The sequence below is a fragment of the Pseudonocardia sp. 2-7 genome, from assembly GCF_056341085.1.
On the sequence record NZ_CP094507.1, the window covers coordinates 2966935 to 2986256 of the forward strand.

General features: G+C 75.3%; 17 protein-coding genes. 4 read left to right on the forward strand and 13 right to left on the reverse strand.

Translation table 11 applies throughout. The features are described from left to right. Positions 1-16 precede the first annotated feature (16 nt). Positions 17-895: an NAD(P)H-binding protein gene (locus tag MTO91_RS14420; protein WP_476651496.1), complete on the forward strand. Its 879-nt coding sequence runs from the start codon at positions 17-19 to the stop codon at positions 893-895. Between the two features lie 152 nt (positions 896-1047). Here MTO91_RS14420 and MTO91_RS14425 read toward each other — a convergent pair whose 3' ends face one another. Both MTO91_RS14425 and MTO91_RS14430 read right to left on the reverse strand, forming a co-directional pair. Then, positions 1048-3006 carry a vWA domain-containing protein gene (locus MTO91_RS14425; RefSeq protein ID WP_476651497.1) on the reverse strand — a complete coding sequence of 653 codons (1959 nt, stop codon included), beginning with the start codon at positions 3004-3006 and terminating at the stop codon, positions 1048-1050. Continuing rightward, on the reverse strand, positions 2999-4393 hold the full coding sequence (locus MTO91_RS14430; RefSeq protein ID WP_178373746.1) for a sigma 54-interacting transcriptional regulator: 1395 nt from the start codon (positions 4391-4393) through the stop codon (positions 2999-3001). Before MTO91_RS14430 ends, MTO91_RS14425 begins: the two co-directional genes overlap by 8 nt. Positions 4394-4498: 105 nt before the next feature. Between MTO91_RS14430 and MTO91_RS14435 the strand changes: the two genes are divergently transcribed. Together MTO91_RS14435 and MTO91_RS14440 are read left to right on the forward strand one after the other, a co-directional pair. After that, positions 4499-5149 (forward strand): TetR/AcrR family transcriptional regulator, encoded by a 651-nt coding sequence (locus tag MTO91_RS14435; RefSeq protein ID WP_405416983.1) that lies wholly within the window; start codon positions 4499-4501, stop codon positions 5147-5149. Further along, complete coding sequence (locus tag MTO91_RS14440) at positions 5146-6321, forward strand: oxygenase MpaB family protein (RefSeq protein WP_405416982.1); 1176 nt, start codon at positions 5146-5148, stop codon at positions 6319-6321. The genes MTO91_RS14435 and MTO91_RS14440 overlap by 4 nt, the downstream gene beginning before the upstream one ends. Before the next feature lie 2 nt (positions 6322-6323). Here MTO91_RS14440 and MTO91_RS14445 read toward each other — a convergent pair whose 3' ends face one another. The 9 genes from MTO91_RS14445 to MTO91_RS14485 form a co-directional block, all read right to left on the reverse strand. Beyond that, positions 6324-7103 (reverse strand): DUF6885 family protein, encoded by a 780-nt coding sequence (locus MTO91_RS14445; RefSeq protein ID WP_476651500.1) that lies wholly within the window; start codon positions 7101-7103, stop codon positions 6324-6326. Continuing rightward, complete coding sequence (locus tag MTO91_RS14450; RefSeq protein ID WP_405416981.1) at positions 7100-8005, reverse strand: M56 family metallopeptidase; 906 nt, start codon at positions 8003-8005, stop codon at positions 7100-7102. Before MTO91_RS14450 ends, MTO91_RS14445 begins: the two co-directional genes overlap by 4 nt. Positions 8006-8084: 79 nt before the next feature. After that, the gene (locus MTO91_RS14455; protein ID WP_405421806.1) at positions 8085-8426 is read right to left on the reverse strand and encodes a BlaI/MecI/CopY family transcriptional regulator; all 342 of its coding nucleotides are present in this window, start codon (positions 8424-8426) and stop codon (positions 8085-8087) included. A 74-nt stretch (positions 8427-8500) separates the two neighbouring features. Then, complete coding sequence (locus tag MTO91_RS14460; protein WP_476651502.1) at positions 8501-9052, reverse strand: L,D-transpeptidase; 552 nt, start codon at positions 9050-9052, stop codon at positions 8501-8503. Positions 9053-9238: 186 nt separating this feature from the next. After that, positions 9239-9979, reverse strand: a complete 741-nt coding sequence (locus MTO91_RS14465) for an enoyl-CoA hydratase (protein ID WP_405416977.1) — start codon at positions 9977-9979, stop codon at positions 9239-9241. A gap of 9 nt (positions 9980-9988) precedes the next feature. After that, positions 9989-12328 carry an FUSC family protein gene (locus tag MTO91_RS14470; protein ID WP_476651504.1) on the reverse strand — a complete coding sequence of 780 codons (2340 nt, stop codon included), beginning with the start codon at positions 12326-12328 and terminating at the stop codon, positions 9989-9991. 41 nt (positions 12329-12369) lie between these two features. After that, complete coding sequence (locus MTO91_RS14475) at positions 12370-13353, reverse strand: SGNH/GDSL hydrolase family protein (protein ID WP_476654883.1); 984 nt, start codon at positions 13351-13353, stop codon at positions 12370-12372. 193 nt (positions 13354-13546) lie between these two features. Further along, on the reverse strand, positions 13547-14863 hold the full coding sequence (speD, locus tag MTO91_RS14480) for an adenosylmethionine decarboxylase (protein WP_476651506.1): 1317 nt from the start codon (positions 14861-14863) through the stop codon (positions 13547-13549). A gap of 11 nt (positions 14864-14874) precedes the next feature. Next, on the reverse strand, positions 14875-16032 hold the full coding sequence (locus tag MTO91_RS14485) for a type III PLP-dependent enzyme (protein WP_476654884.1): 1158 nt from the start codon (positions 16030-16032) through the stop codon (positions 14875-14877). 71 nt (positions 16033-16103) lie between these two features. Between MTO91_RS14485 and MTO91_RS14490 the strand changes: the two genes are divergently transcribed. Next, positions 16104-16562, forward strand: a complete 459-nt coding sequence (locus MTO91_RS14490) for a pyridoxamine 5'-phosphate oxidase family protein (RefSeq protein ID WP_346107315.1) — start codon at positions 16104-16106, stop codon at positions 16560-16562. A 58-nt stretch (positions 16563-16620) separates the two neighbouring features. Here the strand turns inward: MTO91_RS14490 and MTO91_RS14495 are convergent, their stop codons facing one another. Both MTO91_RS14495 and MTO91_RS14500 read right to left on the reverse strand, forming a co-directional pair. Next, the gene (locus MTO91_RS14495; RefSeq protein WP_476651507.1) at positions 16621-18240 is read right to left on the reverse strand and encodes a flavin-containing monooxygenase; all 1620 of its coding nucleotides are present in this window, start codon (positions 18238-18240) and stop codon (positions 16621-16623) included. A gap of 27 nt (positions 18241-18267) precedes the next feature. Then, positions 18268-19272 (reverse strand): alpha/beta hydrolase, encoded by a 1005-nt coding sequence (locus MTO91_RS14500; RefSeq protein WP_476651508.1) that lies wholly within the window; start codon positions 19270-19272, stop codon positions 18268-18270. Positions 19273-19322 lie beyond the last annotated feature (50 nt).

Here is a 19322-nt window from a genome sequence, read left to right on the forward strand (position 1 = left end):
GTGCGACGGTGCGGGCATGCGCATCGTGGTGACGACACCGACCGGCACCGTCGGCTCCCGGTTGCTGCGCCTGCTCGTACAGGCCGGGCTGCACCCGGTGGCCCTGCTCCGCGACCCGGCCCGGCTGCCCCCGGACCTCGCCGGGCTGGTCGAGCCGGTGGTCGCGGACCAGACCGACGCCGACGCCGTCGTCGGCGCCACGCTCGGCGCGGACCGGCTGTACTGGGTGAACCCGCCCGCACCGCCCGGCACCGACCCGCTCGCCCACCAGGGAGCCTGCGCCGCAGTCGTCGCGGAGGCCGTGCGCCGCAACGGGATCGGCGCGACGGTGCTGCAGAGCAGCGGTGGCGCGGAGCTGCGCCGCGGCGCCGGGGACATCGACGGCCTGGCCGCGACCGAGCAGGCGCTCGACGCGACCGGCGCCCCGGTGCTGCACCTGCGGTGCGGCTACTTCATGTCGAACCTGCTGATGTCGGCCGACGAGATCGCCGGCGGGACGCTGTCGACGCCGTGGCCGCTCGACCACCCGCTGCCCTGGGTCGCACCCGGTGACGTCGCCGCCGTCGCCGCGGTGCGGCTGCTCGGGCCGGTGTGGTCGGGGCGGTTGGTGCAGGCCGTGCACGGGCCGGCGAACCTGACGTTCGACGACGCCGCGGCAGTGCTCACCGGGGTACTCGGCCACCCGGTCCGCGCGGTGCACCTGCCCCGCGCCGGGTTCCGGTCGATGCTGGCCGGCCTCGGCATGACGGCACCGGAGATCGACGCGGTCGCCGGGATGGCCGAAGGGCTCTCGGCCCCCGGGTACCTCCCCGAGCAGCGCCGCGACGCGGTGTCGACGACCCCGACGACGCTGCGCGCCTGGGCCGCGGAACACCTGACCCCCGGTCCCGCCTGATCCCACGGATCCCCCGGTGCCCGCAGCGTCCCGTCGTGTCCCGCGGCGACCTGTCACGTGCCGTGGCGACCTGTCACGTGCCGTGGCGCCCTGTCGCGTACCGCGGCGACCCACGGGTGGGGTGCCACGGCACGCGACGGGTCGCCACGCGGTCAGCCGGTGCGGCGGCGCAGGTAGTCCGAGACCACCTCCGCGCCGAGGCCGTCGAGGTCGGGCTGCACCACCCGTCCCCCGGCGCGGCGCGCGAGCCGGTTCACGAACGACAGCAGCCCCGGGTCGTCGCCGAGCACGAAGAACGTGAACGCCGCGTCCATCCCGATCAGCCGGTCCAGGCCGTCCACCGTCGCCCGCAGCGTGTGCGGGCTGGGCGGGTAGTCGAAGAACGCCTCGCCGTCGGGTTCCAGGTGCGCGGTCGGCTCGCCGTCGGTCACCACCAGGACGACCGGTGTCGCGTCGGGCTGGCGGGCCAGCCGCTCCCGGGCCAGGAGCAGCGCGTGGTGCAGGTTGGTGCCCTGCATGTACACGCCCTCCAGCCCGATCAGCTCGGCCAGGTCCACGGTCTGGGCGTGCCGCCCGAAGGTGATCAGCGACAGGTCGTCGCCGCGGAACCGCGTGGAGATGAGCTGGTGCAGCGCCAGCGCGGTGCGCTTCATCGGCACCCACCTGCCCTCCGCCACCATCGACCACGACGTGTCGACCAGCAGCGTCACCGCGGCCCGGGTGCGCTGCTCTGTCTCGACGATCTCGACGTCGGACACGTCGAGTGCCCGGTCGTCGCCGCCGGCGCGGCGCAGCTGGGCGTTGAGCAGGGTCCGCGGCACCGACCAGGCCTGGGTGTCACCGAAGGCCCACGGCCGGGTCGCCCCGGTCGCGTCGCCGGCGGCACCGGAGCGCCGGGTGTCGCGCTGCCCCTGGCGCCCGGAGATCCGGTCGGCGACATCGCGCAGCACCGACTGCCCGAGCGTGCGCAGCGCCTTGGGCGAGAGCATCAGCGAGCCGTCGGGGGCGCGGCGGAACAGGTCCTGACGCTGCAGCTCGCGTTCCAGCTCGGCGAGGGTGCGGGCGTCGGCGGCGGCCTCCGGGCCGAGCATCTCGGTGAGCGCGTCGAGGTCGATGTCCTCCATCCGCGCGCCGGGGTAGCTCTGCGCGAGCTGTTCGGCCAGGGCGTCGAGCTGCCCCAGCTCCTCCATCGCGCGGGTCGCCTCGCCCATGCCCATCGGGTTCTCGCCGCGGAAGTCGCCCTCCCCCGACCAGTCCTCGCCCGGGCGCAGGCCCTGCAGCTGGGCGTCGAGCCGGGCCAGCGACTGCGACAGCCGCGGGTCGCCGAACGCCTGCTGGGCCAGCTCGGCCAGCTCGGCGCGCTGCTCGGCCGACATCGAGTTCATCATCCGCTGGGCCGCGGCGGACCGGGCGGCGAGCGCGTCGACCAGCTCCTCGGTGTTCTGCGGGTTCTCCGGGAAGTGCTCGCCGTGCTTGCCCATGAACTCGGCGAACTGCTCGGTGGTGTCCTCGCCGCGTGCGTGCCGGTCGAGCAGGTCGTTGAGGTCGTCGAGCATGGCGTTGATCCGCTCGACGTCCTCCGGCGTGGCGTTCTGCATGGCCTGCTTCATGCCCTCGAAGCGCTGGTCGAGCAGCTCCCGGCCGAGCAGGTCGCGGATCTCCTGGTAGGCCTCGCGGGCGTCGGAGGACCGCCAGTCGTAGGAGTTCAGCTCCCGCACCGAGCCGCCGGTGTCGGGCGGCAGGGCGTCGAGCTGCATCTCGCGGAACCGCGCGTCGTCGGAGTCCTCGTTGCCCAGCGCCTCGCGCTCGGCGTCCAGCGCCCGTTGCAGCAGCTCACGGACCTCCTGCAGCGTCCCGTCGATGCGGTTGTCGCGCTGCAGGTCCCGGCGCCGCTCCCACACCCGGCGGGTGAGGTCGTCGAGCCCGCGCCGCCCGTCGAGGCCGCGACGGAGCAGCTCCTGCAGCGCCTGGCGCGGCGAGGAGCCCTCCATGACGTCGCGGCCGATCTGGTCCATCGCCGCCCGGATGTCGTACGGCGGCGCCAGCGGGTCGGGCCCGCCCGCGTAGGGGCCGTAGGCGTACCGGCGGCGACGACGCCTGGGATCAGCCATACGACACCGTGTCACCGTCGTCGGACTCGTCCTTGGCCAGCTTGCGGGTCAGGAACAGGTACTCCAGCGCCAGCTCCGCGGCCGAGGCCATCGGGCCCGGGTCCTCGGTGCCCGCGGCGCCGAGCTTCGCGGCGATCTCGGTGAGGGCGTCGACCTGTGGCAGCGCGGCGACGACGTCCTTCGCCGGGATCCGCTCGCCGGTCCGGACCGGGCGGGTCGAGACCGCGACGGCCAGCTCGTCGAGGTCGACCCCGCGCAGCGCGAACCGGGCGGTGTCGGCGGTCGCGCGGCGCAGCAGGTGCTCGAGCACCTCGTCCTCGCGACCCTCCTCCCCCGACGCGAACTCGATCTTGCCGCGGAGCACCGCGGGGACCGACTCGAGGTCGACGGGCCGGGCGTAGGGGGTCTCCTCGCCGGTCAGCGCGGCACGGCGCAACGCCGCGGCGGCGACGGTCTCGGCCGCGGCCACGGCGAACCGGGCCGAGACGCCGGACCCCTGGTCGACCGCGGACGAGTCGCGCAGGTGCCGGGTGAACCGGGCGACGACCTCGAGCAGGTGCCGCGGCACCTCGGCGACGAGGTCGGCCTCCTGCGCGACGAGCTCGACCTCGGGGGCCAGCTCCAGCGGGTAGTGGGTGCGGACCTCGGCGCCGAACCGGTCCTTGAGCGGGGTGATGATCCGCCCGCGGTTGGTGTAGTCCTCGGGGTTCGCGCTGGCCACGAGCAGCACGTCCAGTGGCAGCCGCAGCGTGTAGCCGCGGACCTGGATGTCGCGCTCCTCCATCACGTTGAGCAGTGCGACCTGGATGCGTTCGGCCAGGTCGGGCAGCTCGTTGATGGCGACGATGCCGCGGTGGGACCGCGGGACGAGCCCGAAGTGGATGGTCTCGGGGTCGCCCAGCGAGCGGCCCTCGGCGACCTTGACCGGGTCGACGTCGCCGATCAGGTCGGCGACCGAGGTGTCGGGCGTCGCGAGCTTCTCGGTGTAGCGGTGGTCGCGGTGCACCCAGGCGACCGGCAGGTCGTCGCCGAGCTCGGCGGCGCGCCGGATCGAGGCGGGCACGATCGGCTCGTAGGGGTGCTCGCCGATCTCGGAGCCCTCGATGACGGGGGTCCACTCGTCGAGCAGGCCGGCCAGCGACCGCAGCAGGCGGGTCTTGCCCTGGCCCCGCTCACCGAGCAGGACGAGGTCGTGACCGGCGATGAGGGCCCGCTCGAGCTGCGGGACGACGGTGTCGTCGAAGCCGACGATGCCGGGCCAGGGGTCGCGGCCCTCGCGCAGGGCCACCAGGAGGTTGTCGCGGATCTCGTGCTTCACGGGGCGCTGTACATGACCGGACGCACGCAGCGCACCGACGGTACGGGGAAGGTCAGGTGTGACGGGCACGATCTCCACGCTACGCCCGGTTCCGGACTGCAGCGCGTCGTCGCGGAACCGTGTTCCGCGGACCGGACCTGGAATCTGTCTGGTTGTACAGATAGTTTGTCGGGTATGGCCGATCCCACCCCCGACGGGCGACGACGACGCGGCGCCGACACCCGTCGCGCGCTGGTGCGGGCCGCCGTCGACGTCGTCACCGCGCATGGCTTCGACCGGCTGACGCTGCGCCAGGTCGCGGACCGGGCCGGTGTCTCGGCCGCGTCGGCGACCTACCACTTCGGCACCGTCGACGCGCTGCTGGAGGCGGTCGCCGTCGAGCTGGAGCACGACGCCGTCGCACGGCTGGGCGAGCTGACCCGCCGGGCCCGCTCCGGGGACCTGACGCTGCTCGACGCCTGCACCGCCTACCTGGTCGACCTGCTCGGCCCCCGCCGCCCGGTGTTCCTGACCATGCTGGAGCTGCGCGTCCGCGTCGCCCGGGGCCACGGCGGCACCGCCACCGGCCCGGCCGCCGCGGAACCCGACGCGGCGCTGGTCGACCTCATCCAGGACCACGTCGGGAACCGGGAACGGGCCCGCGAGCTGTTCGCCGGGGTCTTCGGGCTGTCCGCGCTGGCCGTGTTCGCCCCCGTCCCACCGGGCGAGCCCGAGCTGCGGGCCCGGATGGCCCGGCTGCTCGCCGGAGCCGGGCTCACCACCCACGACGACCGCGCCGTCCCGCAGGAGACCCCGCACGAGACCCAGGAGGACCGGTTCCCGTGACCGCCACCCGACCCCCCGGTGCGCCCGACCGCGACGCCCTCGCCGCCCGTTTCGGGCCCCGGCGGGCCGACCTCGCGGTGCGCGCCCGGACCGCGGGCGACCCGCTCGCCGACGCCGTGGTCGCCGAGATCCGCGCCGCGGGCCGCGAGGGCGGCCGTGCGCTCACCGCGGCGCTGCAGCGCGGCATCCGCGACGGGCTCGCCTCGCTGACCGGGCCCTCCCCCGCCCTCGCGGCCCTGCTCACCTCGGCCGAATCGGTGCCCGCGGGCACCGACCCCGCGATCCTCGACACCGGGATCCGGCCCATGTTCACCGCACCGCCCGCGGTGCACACCCTGTCCCTGTCGGCCGGGGCGCTGCTGCGCACCTACGGCTCCCCGTCGATCGCGGTGCTGCTCGGCACCACCGGACGGCTGGTGGAGTCCGCCGAGCGCCGCCTCACCGAGACCGGCACCTGGCTGCTCGCCGCCACCCTGCCCGGCGGCATGCGCCCGGGCAGCCCCGGCTACGTCGGCACCCTGCAGGTCCGCATGCTGCACGCCCACATGCGCGTGCTCGCCCGCGACCGCGGCCTCGACGAGGCCGTGCACGGCACCCCGGTCAACCAGGTCGACCTGGTCCGGACCTGGCTGGACTTCACCCTCGTCTCGATGCGGGCCGAGGCGACGATCGGGTTCGGGCTCACCCCCGCCGAGACCGCCGAGGTCTACGCCTGCTGGCAGCTGCTGGCCCACCAGCTCGGCATCGATCCCGAGCTGGTCCGCGACGTCGCCTCGCACGCCGACGCCGAGGAGCTTGACGCGCTGGTCACCGCCGTCACCGGACCGCCGGCCCCCGAGTCACGCGCGCTGGCCGGGGCGCTGATCGGGGCCGTCGCCGCGCTGCTCGTGCAGCCGCTGCGTCTGCCCGTGCCCCAGGGACGCCGTCTGCTGCAGGCGCTGGCCCGGCGCTTCCACGGCGCCGCGGTGACCACCGGGCTGGGCCTGCGGCGCAGCCCCGGCTGGGAGGTGGCCGTCGCCGTCCTGGGGCGGGTGGTCGCGGTGCAGCGCCGGTGGGTCCGGCGCAGCCCGGCGTCGCTGGAGGCCGCGCGGATCCGCAACATCGCCGCCACCCGGGCGCTGCTCGCCGAGGACCGCGGCGGCCCTTCCCTGTTCGAGACGCACGGCGCCTGAGGTCAGGCCGGGTCGTCCCACCAGCACGGGGACAGCCCGGCGGCCCCGACGGCCGCGGTCAGCGCGTCGCGGCGCCGGTCCGGCCCCACCAGGACCAGGCCGCCGCCGGGGCCCAGCGCCACCGCGACCCGGTCGGTCGGCTGCAGGTGCAGCCCCGGCCCGAGGTCCGGCGAGCCGAGCTGCGGGTAGGTGTCGGCGACGGCGAGCAGTGGCCCGCCCGGCCCGTCCCGGCGCCCCCACAGCGCGACGACGTGCGCGACCGACCAGTCCGGCCCCGGCCGGCCCCCGGCGTCGAGGTCGGCGGCCGGGGTGGCCGCGGCGACCAGCTCCCCGGTCCGCAGCGCGGCCAGCACGCCGACCGGGCCGTCGGCGGTGACGGCGTCGAGCAGCGCGCTCAGGCGCGCGGCCGTCCAGTCCCCCGCGGCCGGGACCGCGGCGAGCGACTCCCCGGAGAACTCCTCGACCGCACGACCGAGACCGGCCACCGGGGTGCCCGCCTGCTCGTCGTCCGCGGCGACCGGCAGGCCACGCAGGTAGCCGGTGTCCGCCGGCGCCCCGGGCGGCCGCGACGACACGTCGTCGCCGGGCCGCACCCGGGTGCCCGCCGCGTGCGCGAAGGCGGCCACCGTCGGTGCCGGCAGCGACGACAGCGCGGCCACGAGCAGCCGGGCGACGAACGGCCCGGCCAGCTGGTCGGGCTGGGGCAGCGACGCCGCGTGCACCCGCAGCAGCGCCTCCGCCCCGGGGAACGCACGGACCGGGCCGGGCACCGGAGTGCTCACGGGGCGACCAGCAGCCACACCGGCACCGCGACCAGCGCGAGGGCGACCAGCCGGATCAGCCCGTGCACGACGCGGGGCAGCGCGGGGGGCGGGGCGGTGATCCGGTCGATGCGGGCCTCCAACGCGTCGGTGAACGACGACAGCGCCGCCGCCGGCGCGGACCCGCCGACGGCCTTGAGCGCGGTCGCCAGCTCGGTCGGGTCACACAGCCTGCGGGCGACGTCGTCGGCCCGCATCTCGATCAGCCGGGCCACCGCGAGCTGGGCGTGCACCATGCCGCGCACGAACGGCGCCGTCGCCCCCCACGCGACGAAGGGCAGCACGACCAGGTCGTGCCGCTCACGCAGGTGCGCCCGCTCGTGGGCCAGCACCGCGACGACCCCGGCGGTGTCCAGAGCGTCCAGCACCCCCGCCGACACCACGAGCCGGGAGCTGCGCCCGGGCAGGCAGTAGGCGACCGGGACGGGATGGTCGAGGACACGCGTACCGGAGGCGTGCGGCCACGGCGTGGCGAGCACATCGAGCAGGTCGCGGTGGCGACGGCGGGCCCGCAGCGTCCGCACCGTGGTGATCACCAGGACCGACAGCAGCCGCACCAGCACCCCGAGCGCGATCAACAGGGCACCCACGTGCAGCGGGTCCATCCGGTCCGGCCACTCGCCCGCCGCCACCGATGCCGACAGCGCCGCCGCCGCGGCGGGCAGGCTGTGCCCCATCGGCGAGAGCCCGTAGGCCAGCCCCGCACCGAACAGCGAGATCCCGCCGCCGAGCCCGACGGCCTGCCACAGCAGCAGCGCTCCGACGGGATCACGGCCGGGCCAGCGCGCCCGGGCCAGGGCACGACTGACCGGCTCGGCGAGCAGTACGCCGAGCAGTCCGAGTCCGAGCGCGGTCAGCTGCATCGCCTCACATCGTCGCGGAGCGCGCGGCGCGGCGCTGCATCACCCCCGCGACCGGACGGGCTCGTGGAACGCCGGCGGCTCAGCCGAGCAGGTCGCGCAACCGCGACCGCTCATCCTCCGACATCGAGCCGAGGAACCGCGCGAGGGCGGCACCCCGGTCTGACGCGTCGTCGAGCGCGTCGGTCATCAGCTCGGCCACGTGGTCCTCCCGGCTGGCCACCGGGCGGTAGTGGTGGGCCCGGCCGTCGCGGATCCGCCGGACCAGCTGCTTGCGCTCGAGCCGACCGAGGACGGTGAGCACGGTCGTCGTGGCCAGGTCGCGGTCGGCGAGCTGATCCTGCACCTCACGGGCTGTCATGTCCCGGTCGGTCTCCCAGAGGACGTTCATGACCGCCCGCTCCAACTCGCCCAGACTCGTCACGAAGGTCATCCTACGCGAACCTTTCTACTGCGCGTAGAACCCCTGCGGGAGATGGCTCACACCCGCGGTGCGGCTCAGTGGATCTGCACCTGGTCGCCGACCTGCAGGTAGTCGAACCACTGGCGCGCATCGGTCTCGGCGAGCTTCACGCAGCCGGCCGACGGGGTCGAGAGGTCGCCCTGGTGGAAGGCGATACCGCCCTGGGCGAAGAACACCGACCACGGCATCTGGGTCAGCCGCTCCCGGCTGGTCCACTGCTCGGCCTTCCACTGCACGGCGAAGGTCCCGGTCGGCGTCGGGGCCTCCGGGTCGCCGGGGCGCATCGCGACCGGTCCGGCGACGACCTGACCGGCGTCGAACAGCCAGGTGGAGCGGCTCTCCAGATCCACACATGTCCGCGCCGAGGAGGTGCACGGTGTGCCCGGGACGAGCTCGCCGGTGGCGACCTGCCGGTCGGTGGGATCGGGCTGCTCCGACGGCTCGGCCAGGGCGGGGCCCGCCAGGAGCCCGGCGGTCAGGGCGCCGGTCAGGGCGGGGCCCGCCAGGAGCCCGGCGGTCAGGGCACCGGTCAGGGCTACGCCCACCGCGAGGAGCCCGGCGGTCCGGCTCCGTCCCCGTGCCCGCATCCGTCCGCCCTCCGTCGGGCGCACGGCCCTCGTCCTCGGCCCGTCGGGCCCGACCGGATGCACAGTGCCACCGGATGGTTCCCCACGGTAGCCCAACATGATCTTGAGCTGAAAGGGTGATTCGATACCGCCGATCGGCGGTGCACGAGATGCGTCGGACGGTCGCTGCGCCGTCCGGTCCCGCGGTCAGCGGCCCCGGAACGCCGGTGCGCGCTTCTCGGTCCGGGCGGCGCGCCCCTCGGCGATGTCCTCGGCTGCCCAGCATCCGCGGAACTCCTCGGTGAGGCCGTCGACCACCGCCGGGTCGGTGTGGCCGCCACGGCCGAACGCGTCCACCGAACGCTTGTTGTAGGCCAGGGTCAGGGGGGCCATGGTCGCGATGTCACGGGCCAGGGCGTGTGCGGCGTCGCGGTCGCCGAGGGTGTCGGCGAGACCGCGGGCGTGGGCGGTGACGGCGTCGACGGTGGCGCAGGCCAGCAACAGGCTGCGGGCCGTGCCGCCGCCGGCGATCTGCACCAGGCGCTCGATCGTCCACGGGTCCACGGCCAGACCGAGCCGCGCGGTCGGCAGCCCGAACACCGCCTCCGGGGCGGCGACCCGCAGGTCGCAGGCCAGGGCCAGCTGCAGCCCGCCGCCGATCGCGGGCCCGGTCACCGCGGCCACGGTCGGCATCGGCAGGTCGGCGACCGCGTGCAGCCCGGTGTAGAGCGCGTCGAGGAACTCGTCGGTGTAGACCTCGCCGAAGTCGGCGCCGGAGCAGAACGCCGGCCCGTTCCCGGCGACGACCACCGCCCGCGCGCCGGCCGCGCGGACCTCGGCCGCGGCGTCGACCAGCTGCCGGCAGGTCGCGATGTCCAGGGCGTTGCGGCGCTCGGGGCGGTTCAGCTCGATCAGACCGACGTCGTCGTGGGTGCTCACGGAGATCACGGCCGGACCCTAACCCGCCGCCGCGGCCCCGGACCCGTCCGCGTGACCGGCGCCGCGCGCGGCGGGGGCGGGCTCGCTCCAGGTCTGCCCGCACAGCTCCCGGGCCAGGCCGACGGCGAGCTGGTCGATCCGGCGGAGCAGCCGCGCCGCGGTCAGCCGGCGCGTCCGCTCGGTACCGGGACCGGCGGCGGTCCGTGACGCCGCGTCCGCCTCGGCGGCGTCGAGCAGCTCCTCCGCGGAGCCGACGCCGTAGTCGGCGGGGCCCGCGCCACTCGGGTGCTCACGCCGGTCGGCGGGGCCCCAGGCGTCGTCGAGGATGCGGCGCAGGCCGTCGAGGTCGGCGCGGACCCGCTCGGCCGCGGGCTCCAGGGTCGCGGCCCAGCCGGGCACCGACGCGGTCGCGGCCTGGGCGGCGAGCTGGCGGGTGTAGTGGTCGACGGCGCCGACGACCCGCACGGTGTGGTGCACCCCGCGGCGCAGCGGCCTGCGGGCGACGGGGTGCTGCAGCGGCACCGCGCGGGTCCGCACGGTGGCCACCGCGGTGTCCACGGCGCGGGCCTTCTCCAGCGGGTCACCGGCGCCGGGGCGGCCCAGCGCCGCGTCGACCGAGGTGCGCAGGGAGACGTCGACGGCGGTGAGGGCGTCGTCGAGGGCCTCGGCGAAGGCCGTGCGCGACCGGGTGGGCAGGACCAGGTAGGCGGCGAGCATGCCCAGCGCGCCGCCGACCACGGTCTCCTCGACCCGCAGCACCAGGGTCTGCACGCTGAACTGGCCGATCACTCCGTAGAGCAGGGCCAGCACCGCGGTGATCCAGAACGCCATCATCGCCTGCGAGATCCGCACCAGGTACAGGGCGAGGAACACGCAGACGAACAGCAGCGCCAGGCTGGCGACGACGTTGCCGCCCACCAGCAGCGCCAGCAGCATCCCCGCCACGACCCCACCCGCGGTGCCGACCGCGCGGGCCCAGCCGCGGCTCAGGACGTCGCCGCGGCTGGCGGTGCCGGCGAACACCACGAACGCGGCGATCACCGCCCAGTACCAGCGCGCCGGGGAGACCAGCTCGCCGACGACGATCGCGAGGCTGGTGGCGACGCCGACCTGCACGGCCTGGCGGGTGTGCAGCGCGAGCCCGCCGAACCGGTCCCGGCCCGCCGGCGGCGGCAGCTGTGCGGGGACGGGCTCGGGTGCCGGGTCGCCGCCCGCGGTCTCCCGGTCGGTGTCGTGGTGCTCGGCGATCCGCAGACGGGCCTGCTCGACGGTGGTCTGCATCGCGTCGGCGAGCCGGACGACGGCGAACCCGATGCGCTGCTCGCGCGCGGCGGGCCCGACCCCGGCCGGCCGGTCCACGATGTCGGCGACGGCGGACCGTGCGGCGTCGTAGAGGCGGGCGGCGATCGCGCCGGGCGTCCCGACGGCGGTGGCCGCGGCGAGGGCCCGCAGCCCCTCGGCCAGTTCGGCGCGGTCGTCGTCGGGGATCGGGTCGTGGTGCTCGACCGACCGGCGGACCGACATGGCGACCCGTTCGGCGGCCAGCTCGGAGTCGATGATCCACTGCCGCAGGCCCGCGACGGGGCCGGCCGCGCCGTCGGGGCCGTCGTCGGTGTCGTCGTCGGTGTCGTCGAGCCGGTCGGTCACCAGCAGCGCGGTCTCGTTGAGCCGGGCCTGGGCACGCACCAGCGGGTCGAGGTCGGGCTCACCGGCGGTGGTCTCCACCGCCTCGACCGCGGTGAGCAGCAGCGCGTGCAGCCGCGCCTCGAACGCCCGGAACAGCGCGTCCAGCACGGCCTCGGAGCGGCGGGTGAACACCAGGCAGCGCAGCAGGAAGGTGCTGCCGATGCCGATCACCGCCCCGGCCAGCAGGAACGGCAGCTCGCCGGGGCCGGCGTGCAGGAACTGCACGAAGAAGAACGGCATGAACGCCGCCATGCCGAGCGCAACCCCGCGCGGCCCGTACCGCCGGACCGCGACGGCGACCATCATGACCAGGACGAACACGACGTCGGCCGCGACCCGGTCCGTCGACAGCAGCGCGGACACCGTCGCCGACGCCGCGGCGGGCACGACCATCAGGGCGGTGGTGACCCGCCGTCGCCGCAGGTCGTTCTCGTTCACCGCCAGGTTGCTGATCATCGCCAGCACCACGGAGAACAGCACGATCGTGACCGGCTGCCCGGTCAGCGCACGCAGCACGCTCGCGGCGACCGCGGCCAGCAGCATCGCCGCGGTCGCGACCGAGGCCAGGTGCAGCCGGGTGTGGCCCGGGTCGACCGCGGCCGCCCACGTCCGCAGCTCGCCCCACCGGGCCGGCACCGGCAGGCGGCGCCCCCGCTCGACCGTCCCCGTCACGGTGCGAGTCTGACACGCACCGCGGCCCGGAGGTCCCTACCTCAGTTCGCGGTGCGGGCCTGCGGCGGCAGCGACGCGGTCGGCACCGGGTTGGTCGCCCCCGGGACCGGCTGCGAGGTGGGCCGGGCGACCCGGATGCCGAGCACGTCACCGGCGGCCGCGGCCATCGCGCGCATCCCCTGGGCGTTGGGGTGCACCGGCGCGGCGGGCGAGGTCGGGACCAGGCCCTCGACCCACTTCACGCCGGGCAGCGTGCAGGCGTCGTGACCGATGGTCGGGGTGTAGGTGTCGACGTAGTCGACCCCGGCGTCGCGGGCGGCGTCGGCCAGCATCGCGTTGAGCTTCTTCTCGGTCTCGCGCAGGTAGGCGGTGTCGCCCGGGCTGAACGGGATGACCGGGTAGCAGCCGGGACCGGTGTCCGGCAGGATCGACGGGTACCCGACGACGGTGACCCGTGCGGCGGGCGACCGGTCGCGGATCCGTGCGAGCACGTCGGAGACCTTGGACTCGGTGTCGTCGATCCGCTCGGCGAGCTGGTCGGTGCCGCCCGCGGTGTAGAAGTCCTCGCAGGCCGCGCCGAACAGGTTCGCCGAGGAGCGGCGCACGCACTCGCCGATGATCCCGGAGAAGCCGATGTCGTTGCCGCCGATGGTCAGGGTGACCAGCGACTCGGAACCGTCGAGGGCGTCGAGCTGCGGCGGGTTCGGGCCGGCCTGGACCTGCTGCGGGGCGGTCATGTCCTCGGTCGTCGCGCCGCTGCAGGACACGTCGGTGAAGCGGCCGATGCCGGCCGAGCGCGCGAGCACCGACGGGTAGTTCTGGTTCGAGCGCAGGCACCCGGACGGCGTGCCCTGCTGCACCGGGACCAGCGGGCCCGCGGCGTAGGAGTCGCCCAGGGCGACGAAGCGCCCGACCGGGGCGGTGTCGAGGTTGCGCGCGGACAGCGTGGTCTCGGCGAACGTGGTCGGCGCCTCCGCCTGCGCGGGCGCGAGGGCGCTCATCCCCGCCGAGCTCAGCAGGGTCATGGTCGCCACGGCGAGCCACCGGGACGGACGGGGACGGCGCACGGGCTCTCGGACCTCCGGTCGGACGTCGCCGGCGTGGGCACGCCGGTCCTGACCGACCAACGATCATCGTCGCCGACCGGTTACGCCCCGTTCGGCGCACGTGACGGGCCGGGTCCGACCCGGCCCGTCACGCACCGTGGGCGGGGCTCGCTCAGTCGGTGAGCCTGCGCAGCGACAGCGGTGCCACCAGGCGGTGCCGCAGCGCGGTCGCGTCCCAGAGCTCCGGCTGCGACGGCATCGACGCGAGCCGCCCGGCGGCGACCGCGCCGGGGTCGTCCATCGGCTCGCGGACACCGGCGAGGAAGGCCCACTCGTGCTCCTCGCAGCCGATGTAGACCCCGCGCCCGCCGGTCTCGCCGAACACCGCGGCGAAGCGCTGCCAGGCCGAGCGCAGCGTCGCGTCCCGCCACACCGCCGGGCTGCCCGCCTGGAACACCAGGACCCCGCCGGGGGTGAGCCGCTGCGCGCAGGCGCGGACGAAGTCCTCCTCGTAGAGCCGGTTGATCTGGGCGTCGGGCTCGTCGGGGCGCTCGTCGGGCAGGTCGACGACCACCAGGTCCCAGTGCTCGTCGGATTCCAGGACGAACTGCCGACCGTCGCCGTAGGTCAGGTGCACCGGGCCGTCGCCGCGCTCGGCCGCGGCGAGGGACTCGGGGGTGTAGCCGTAGGGCAGGTACTCGGCGCAGATCCGGACGGCCTCGGCGTCGATGTCGACGTGGTCGACCCGGCTCGCACCGGCAGCGACCGCCATCTCCGACGCGACACCCTCGGAGGAGCCGACGATCAGCACCCGGTCCAGCTCACGGGCCAGCAGGGCGCCGGGCCACACCAGCGCCTCGTGGTAGGTGAGCTGGGTGTGCTCGGTGGACTGGCGCTCGTCGTCGCAGAAGAGGGTGACGCCGTGCGCGGTGTCGGCGACCACGACGTGCTGGAACCCGGTGTGCGCGACGTGGTGGACCCGGCCGAGGTCCCAGCGCCGGGTCAGGCCGGGCGAGAGGGGCTCGGTGACGGTGCGCGGGGCGCCGCCGCGGTCCACGACCTGCAGCGCGGTGTCGGTCGCGCCGACACGCTCGGCGAGGCGGCGCACGGCGTCGACCGGGTCGGCGCTCTCGCCGCAGGTGAACACGTCGACGTGCATGCCGCCGTGCTCGGGCCAGGTGTGGATCGAGGCGTGCGACTCGGCCAGGACCGCGACGACGGTCGCCCCCTGCGGCTCGAACCGCTCGACGACCACCTGGCGGACCTGGGCCCCGGCCTCGGTCAGCGCGGCGGTCAGGTCGCTGCGCAGGCGGTCGCAGTCGTCGAGGACCTCGGGGGCGATGCCGCCGAGCTCGGCCAGGACGTGTCTGCCGACCGGTGACGACGTGCTGGGCAGCGCGGGTGCGCCCGTCCCGAGCCCGACGGCCGGATGCAGTTCTCCGGCCGCGGCGGCGGGCACGGACATGATCGGCGAGATGGAGGATGACACGTCCGGACACGTTAACCGGGATGTGGGAGCGACGCCCCCTCCCCCGCGACGAGCACCTCCAGCGGGCCGAACCCGTTGAACCCGACCGAGGCGTAGCTCGAGGTGTAGGCGCCGGCCCCGAGCAGGTCGACCACGTCGCCCGCGGCCAGGTCCAGCGGCAGCGCGACCGGGGTGCGGCGGTAGAGGACGTCGTCGCCGTCACAGGTGGGGCCCGCGACGACGACCGGTCCGCGCGGGCCGCTGCGCCCGGGCACGCGCAGCGGGTAGGCGATCGCCTCGCCCTCGGTCTCGGCGAGTCCCTGGTAGCGGCCGACGTCGAGGTAGACCCAGCGGCGGTGGTCCACGCCCGGGCGGCGGGACACGCGCAGCACCCGGGCGCGCAGCACCCCGGCCGGGGCGACCAGCGCGCGGCCCGGTTCCAGCAGCAGCGTCGCGCCGTCCACGTGCCCGGCGTCGACGGCCGTGGCCACCGCGGCGCGCACGGCCGCGACGTAGTCCTGCGCGGGGGCGACGGCGGCGCGGTAGGCCACCGGCCAGCCGCCGCCCAGGTCGAGCTCGGGACGGCGCAGCCCGGCCCGCCCGGCGGTCGCCAGCGCGAGCGCGACGGCCCCGGCGTAGGTGGCGGGGCGGGTCTGCTGGGAGCCCGCGTGGAAGGTGACCCCGGCGGCGACCAGGCCGCGGTCGGCGACCCGCCCCAGCAGCGCGACGGCGGCGTCGGGCGGCGCCCCGAACTTGCCGTGGAACGGCGTCGCCGAGCCGGTGTCGTCGACCGAGAGCCGGACCTGCACCCGGGCGCCGGGGACCTCGGCGGCGAGGGCGTCGACGTCCTCGGCGCTGTCGGTGACGAACCGGGTGACGCCGTCGCGGGCGGCCCGGGCGGCGGCACCGGGGCCACGCACCGGGTTCCCGTGCTGCAGCGTCGCCGGGTCCGCACCGGCGGCCAGGCACAGGTCGATCTCGGCCTGGGAGGCGACGTCGAACCCGGCCCCGGCCGCGACGAGGACGCGCAGCACGGCGGGCTCCGGGCAGGCCTTGACGGCGTAGAGGATCCGGGCGTCGCCGAACGCGGCGGCCAGCGCGCGGTACCGCTCGCCGGCGACGGAGGGGTCCAGCGCCAGGTACGGCGTGGGACGGTCGGTGGCGAGCAGCTGCTCCAGGGCGGGGCTCAGGTCGTGCACGTGGTGATGCTCTCCCCGGCCGCACCACCCGCACCGGCCGGGGTCTGATCTAGGTTCGGACGATGACCGCACCGAAGCCGCAGCGCCGCGCCCGGAAGATCGCGATGACCCCGGAGGAGGTCACCGCCTTCCTCGACGCCGAGCGCACCTGCCGGGTCGCCACCAACGGCGTGAACGGCCCGCACGCCACCCCGCTCTGGTACCTGTGGGACGGCGAGGCGCTCTGGCTGACCTCGCTCTCGCGCTCGCAGCGCTGGGTGGACCTGCAGCGCGACCCGCGGATCGCCGTGGTCGTCGACGCCGGGCACGACTACGCCGAGCTGCGCGGGGTCGAGCTGCGCGGCTCCGTCGAGGTCGTCGGCGAGGTGCCCCGCACCGGCGAGCCGAACCCGGAGCTGGAGCGGGTCGAGCAGGCCTTCGCCGCCCGCTACACCGGCGGCCAGGTCGTGATCGACGGACGGCACGCGTGGCTGCGGCTGCGCCCGGAGAAGATCACCAGCTGGGACTTCCGCAAGATGTGATCACCGGGTGTGCGGGGTCCGGTGCCGGATCCGGCACCGGACCCCTCACCGGTGGCGATCACCGGGAGCCTCCCGAGCCGTGCATCGCGAACCCGCGGTACCCGTCGCGGGCCACGGTGGACAGCTCCTCGCGGTAGGCCTTGTGCCCGGCCATGTAGAACATCACCGCGTTCGGCTTGCCGGGGATGTTCGCCCCGAAGATCCACGAGTCGGCCTTCGGGAACAGCGTGGCGTCGGCGATCTCCCGGCAGAGCCGGGACCAGCCCTGCTCGGCCTCGGCCGTCGGCTCGATCGTGCCGATGCCGCTGCGCTCGGCGTGCCCGATCAGCTCACCGATCCACTCGACCTGGGCCTCGATGCTCGGCGGCAGGTTGGTGAACGGCCCGTTCGGCCCGAGGATCATGAACATGTTGGGGAAGCCCGCCTTCGACACACCGAGGTAGCTCGACGGCCCGTCGGTCCAGTGGTCGTCGATGTGGCGGCCTCCGCGGCCGCGCAGGTCCATCGCCCGGTAGTTGCCGTCGACGGCGTCGAAACCGGTCGCGAGGACGAGCACGTCGAGCTCGTGCACGACCCCGTCGGCGGTGCGCACCCCGGCCGGGGTGACCTCCGCGATCGGGTTCTCCCGGATCGAGACCAGCTCGACGTCGTCGCGGTTGAAGGTCTCGTAGTACCCCTCGTTGCAGATCGGGCGCTTGGCGTAGAGGTCGGTCGGTGTGAGCTTCCGGGCGGTCTCCGGGTCCACGACGATCTCGGAGATCTTGCGCCGGATGAACGCGGCGGCCGCGGCGTTGGCCTCGGGATCGGTCGCGATGTCGCAGAACGTGCCGAACATGAACCGGAACCCGTTGCCGGCGTCCCAGTTCTCCTGGAAGACGCGCTCGCGCTCCTGTGCGGACACGCTCATCGCCTCGACGGCGCTCTCCTCGAACCCGAACGCCACGACCGAACCGCGCACCTGGTCCCAGATCTCGGGGAAGTGCTCCTTGGTGCGGTCGACCTCGTCCTGGGTGACCGGTCGGTTGCCGGAGGGCACGTTGTACTGCGGGCTGCGCTGGAAGACGGTGAGGTGAGCTGCGCGCGGGGCCGCCGCGACGATGAACTGGGCGCCGGTCGAGCCGGTCCCGACGACGCCGACCCGCCGCCCGGTGATGTCGAGGTCGTCGGGCCAGGCGTTGGTGTGGACGGTGCGCCCGGCGAAGGTGTCCAGCCCGGGGAGGGCGGGGATGTTGCTGCGGGCCAGCAACCCCAGGGCGTTGACCAGGTAGCGGCAGCGCACCGTCTCGCCGCCGGAGGTGCGCACCCGCCAGAGACCGGCGTCCTCGTCGTAGACCGCGGCGGTCACCTCGGTGCCCAGCGTGATGTCCCGGCGCAGCCCGTACCGGTCGACGACGTGCTCGAGGTAGGCCAGGACGTCGGGCTGGTCCAGGTAGCGGGTGCTCCAGTTCCATTCCTGCAGCAGGTCCCGGTCGAACGAGTAGCGGTAGACGAACCCCTCGGTGTCGGACTTCGCGCCGGGGTACCGGTTGAAGTACCAGGTGCCGCCGACGCCGTCGCCCTTCTCGAAGGCGCGGACGCTCAGGCCGAGCCGGTCCCGCAGCGTGTGCAGCATGTAGATCCCGCCGAACCCGGCGCCGACGACGACGGCGTCGACATCGGGGGTGGTGGACGTGGTCATGGTGTGCTCCCGGTGGGTGTCGAGGGGTCAGCCGCGGTACCAGGCGGCGAGGGCGGCGAGCTCCTCGTCCGCCTCGGGCGCGGTGCCGGCGAGGAACGGGAAGACGTGCTGCATGCCCGCGACGACCGACAGCGTCACGTCGACGCCGGCGGCCCGGGCCCGGTCGGCGAGCCGGACGGCGTCGTCGAGGAGCGCCTCGGCACCCCCGGCGTCGACGTAGAGCCGGGGGAGGCCGGTGAGGTCGGCGTGCAACGGGTTCGCCAGCGGTGCCCGCCGGTCGACGTGCCCCTCCCCCAGGACGCCGGCGATCATCCCTTCCAGCAGGGGCACCGTGACCAGGGCGTCCGAGGCGGCGTTGGTGACGAGCGTGGCGCCGGTGTTCTCCATGTCCAGCCACGGCGAGAACGCGACGACCCGGCCCGGCAGCGGTCGGCCCGCGTCGCGCAGGGCGAGCACGGTGGCGATCGCCAGGTTCCCGCCCGCGGAGTCACCGATGGTCGTCACGTCCGCGGGGGCGGTCCCCCGGGCCAGCAGCGCCTCGAACACCGCGACGGTGTCCTCCACCTGTGCCGGGTGCCGGTGCTCCGGCGCGCGACGGTAGTCCGCCACGAACGCCGTGGCGCCGACGGCCCGCGCGACGTGCCCCGCGAGCTTGCGATGGCTCGACGCCGAGCCGACGGCGAACCCGCCGCCGTGGGTGTAGAGCAGGACCTGCGCGGGATCCGCCCCGACCGGCAGCGCCCAGATCCCCGGGACACCCCCGAGCGACTCCTCCCGGTAGGTCACGTCCTCGGGTTCACGGGTGGCCTGGTGCCACTCGTCGAAGATGCTGCGGAACAGCCGCGTGGTCAGGTCCGGGGTCGCCGCGATGACGGCGGACCAGTCGGCGTAGAGCGCGCGCAGCGCGTCGGACTCCGTGGACGCGCCCGTCGGGCGGGTCGGTGGTGCCGTCGTCATCGCGGTCCTCCTCCGGTCGGCCGGAGCGACGGCGGGCGCCGCGCCGGCGGTGGCGTGGCCGTCGATGGTGGGCACCGCGGAGGCACCGCGGGTGTTCCGTTCTGGAACGCCCACCCGCCACTCCC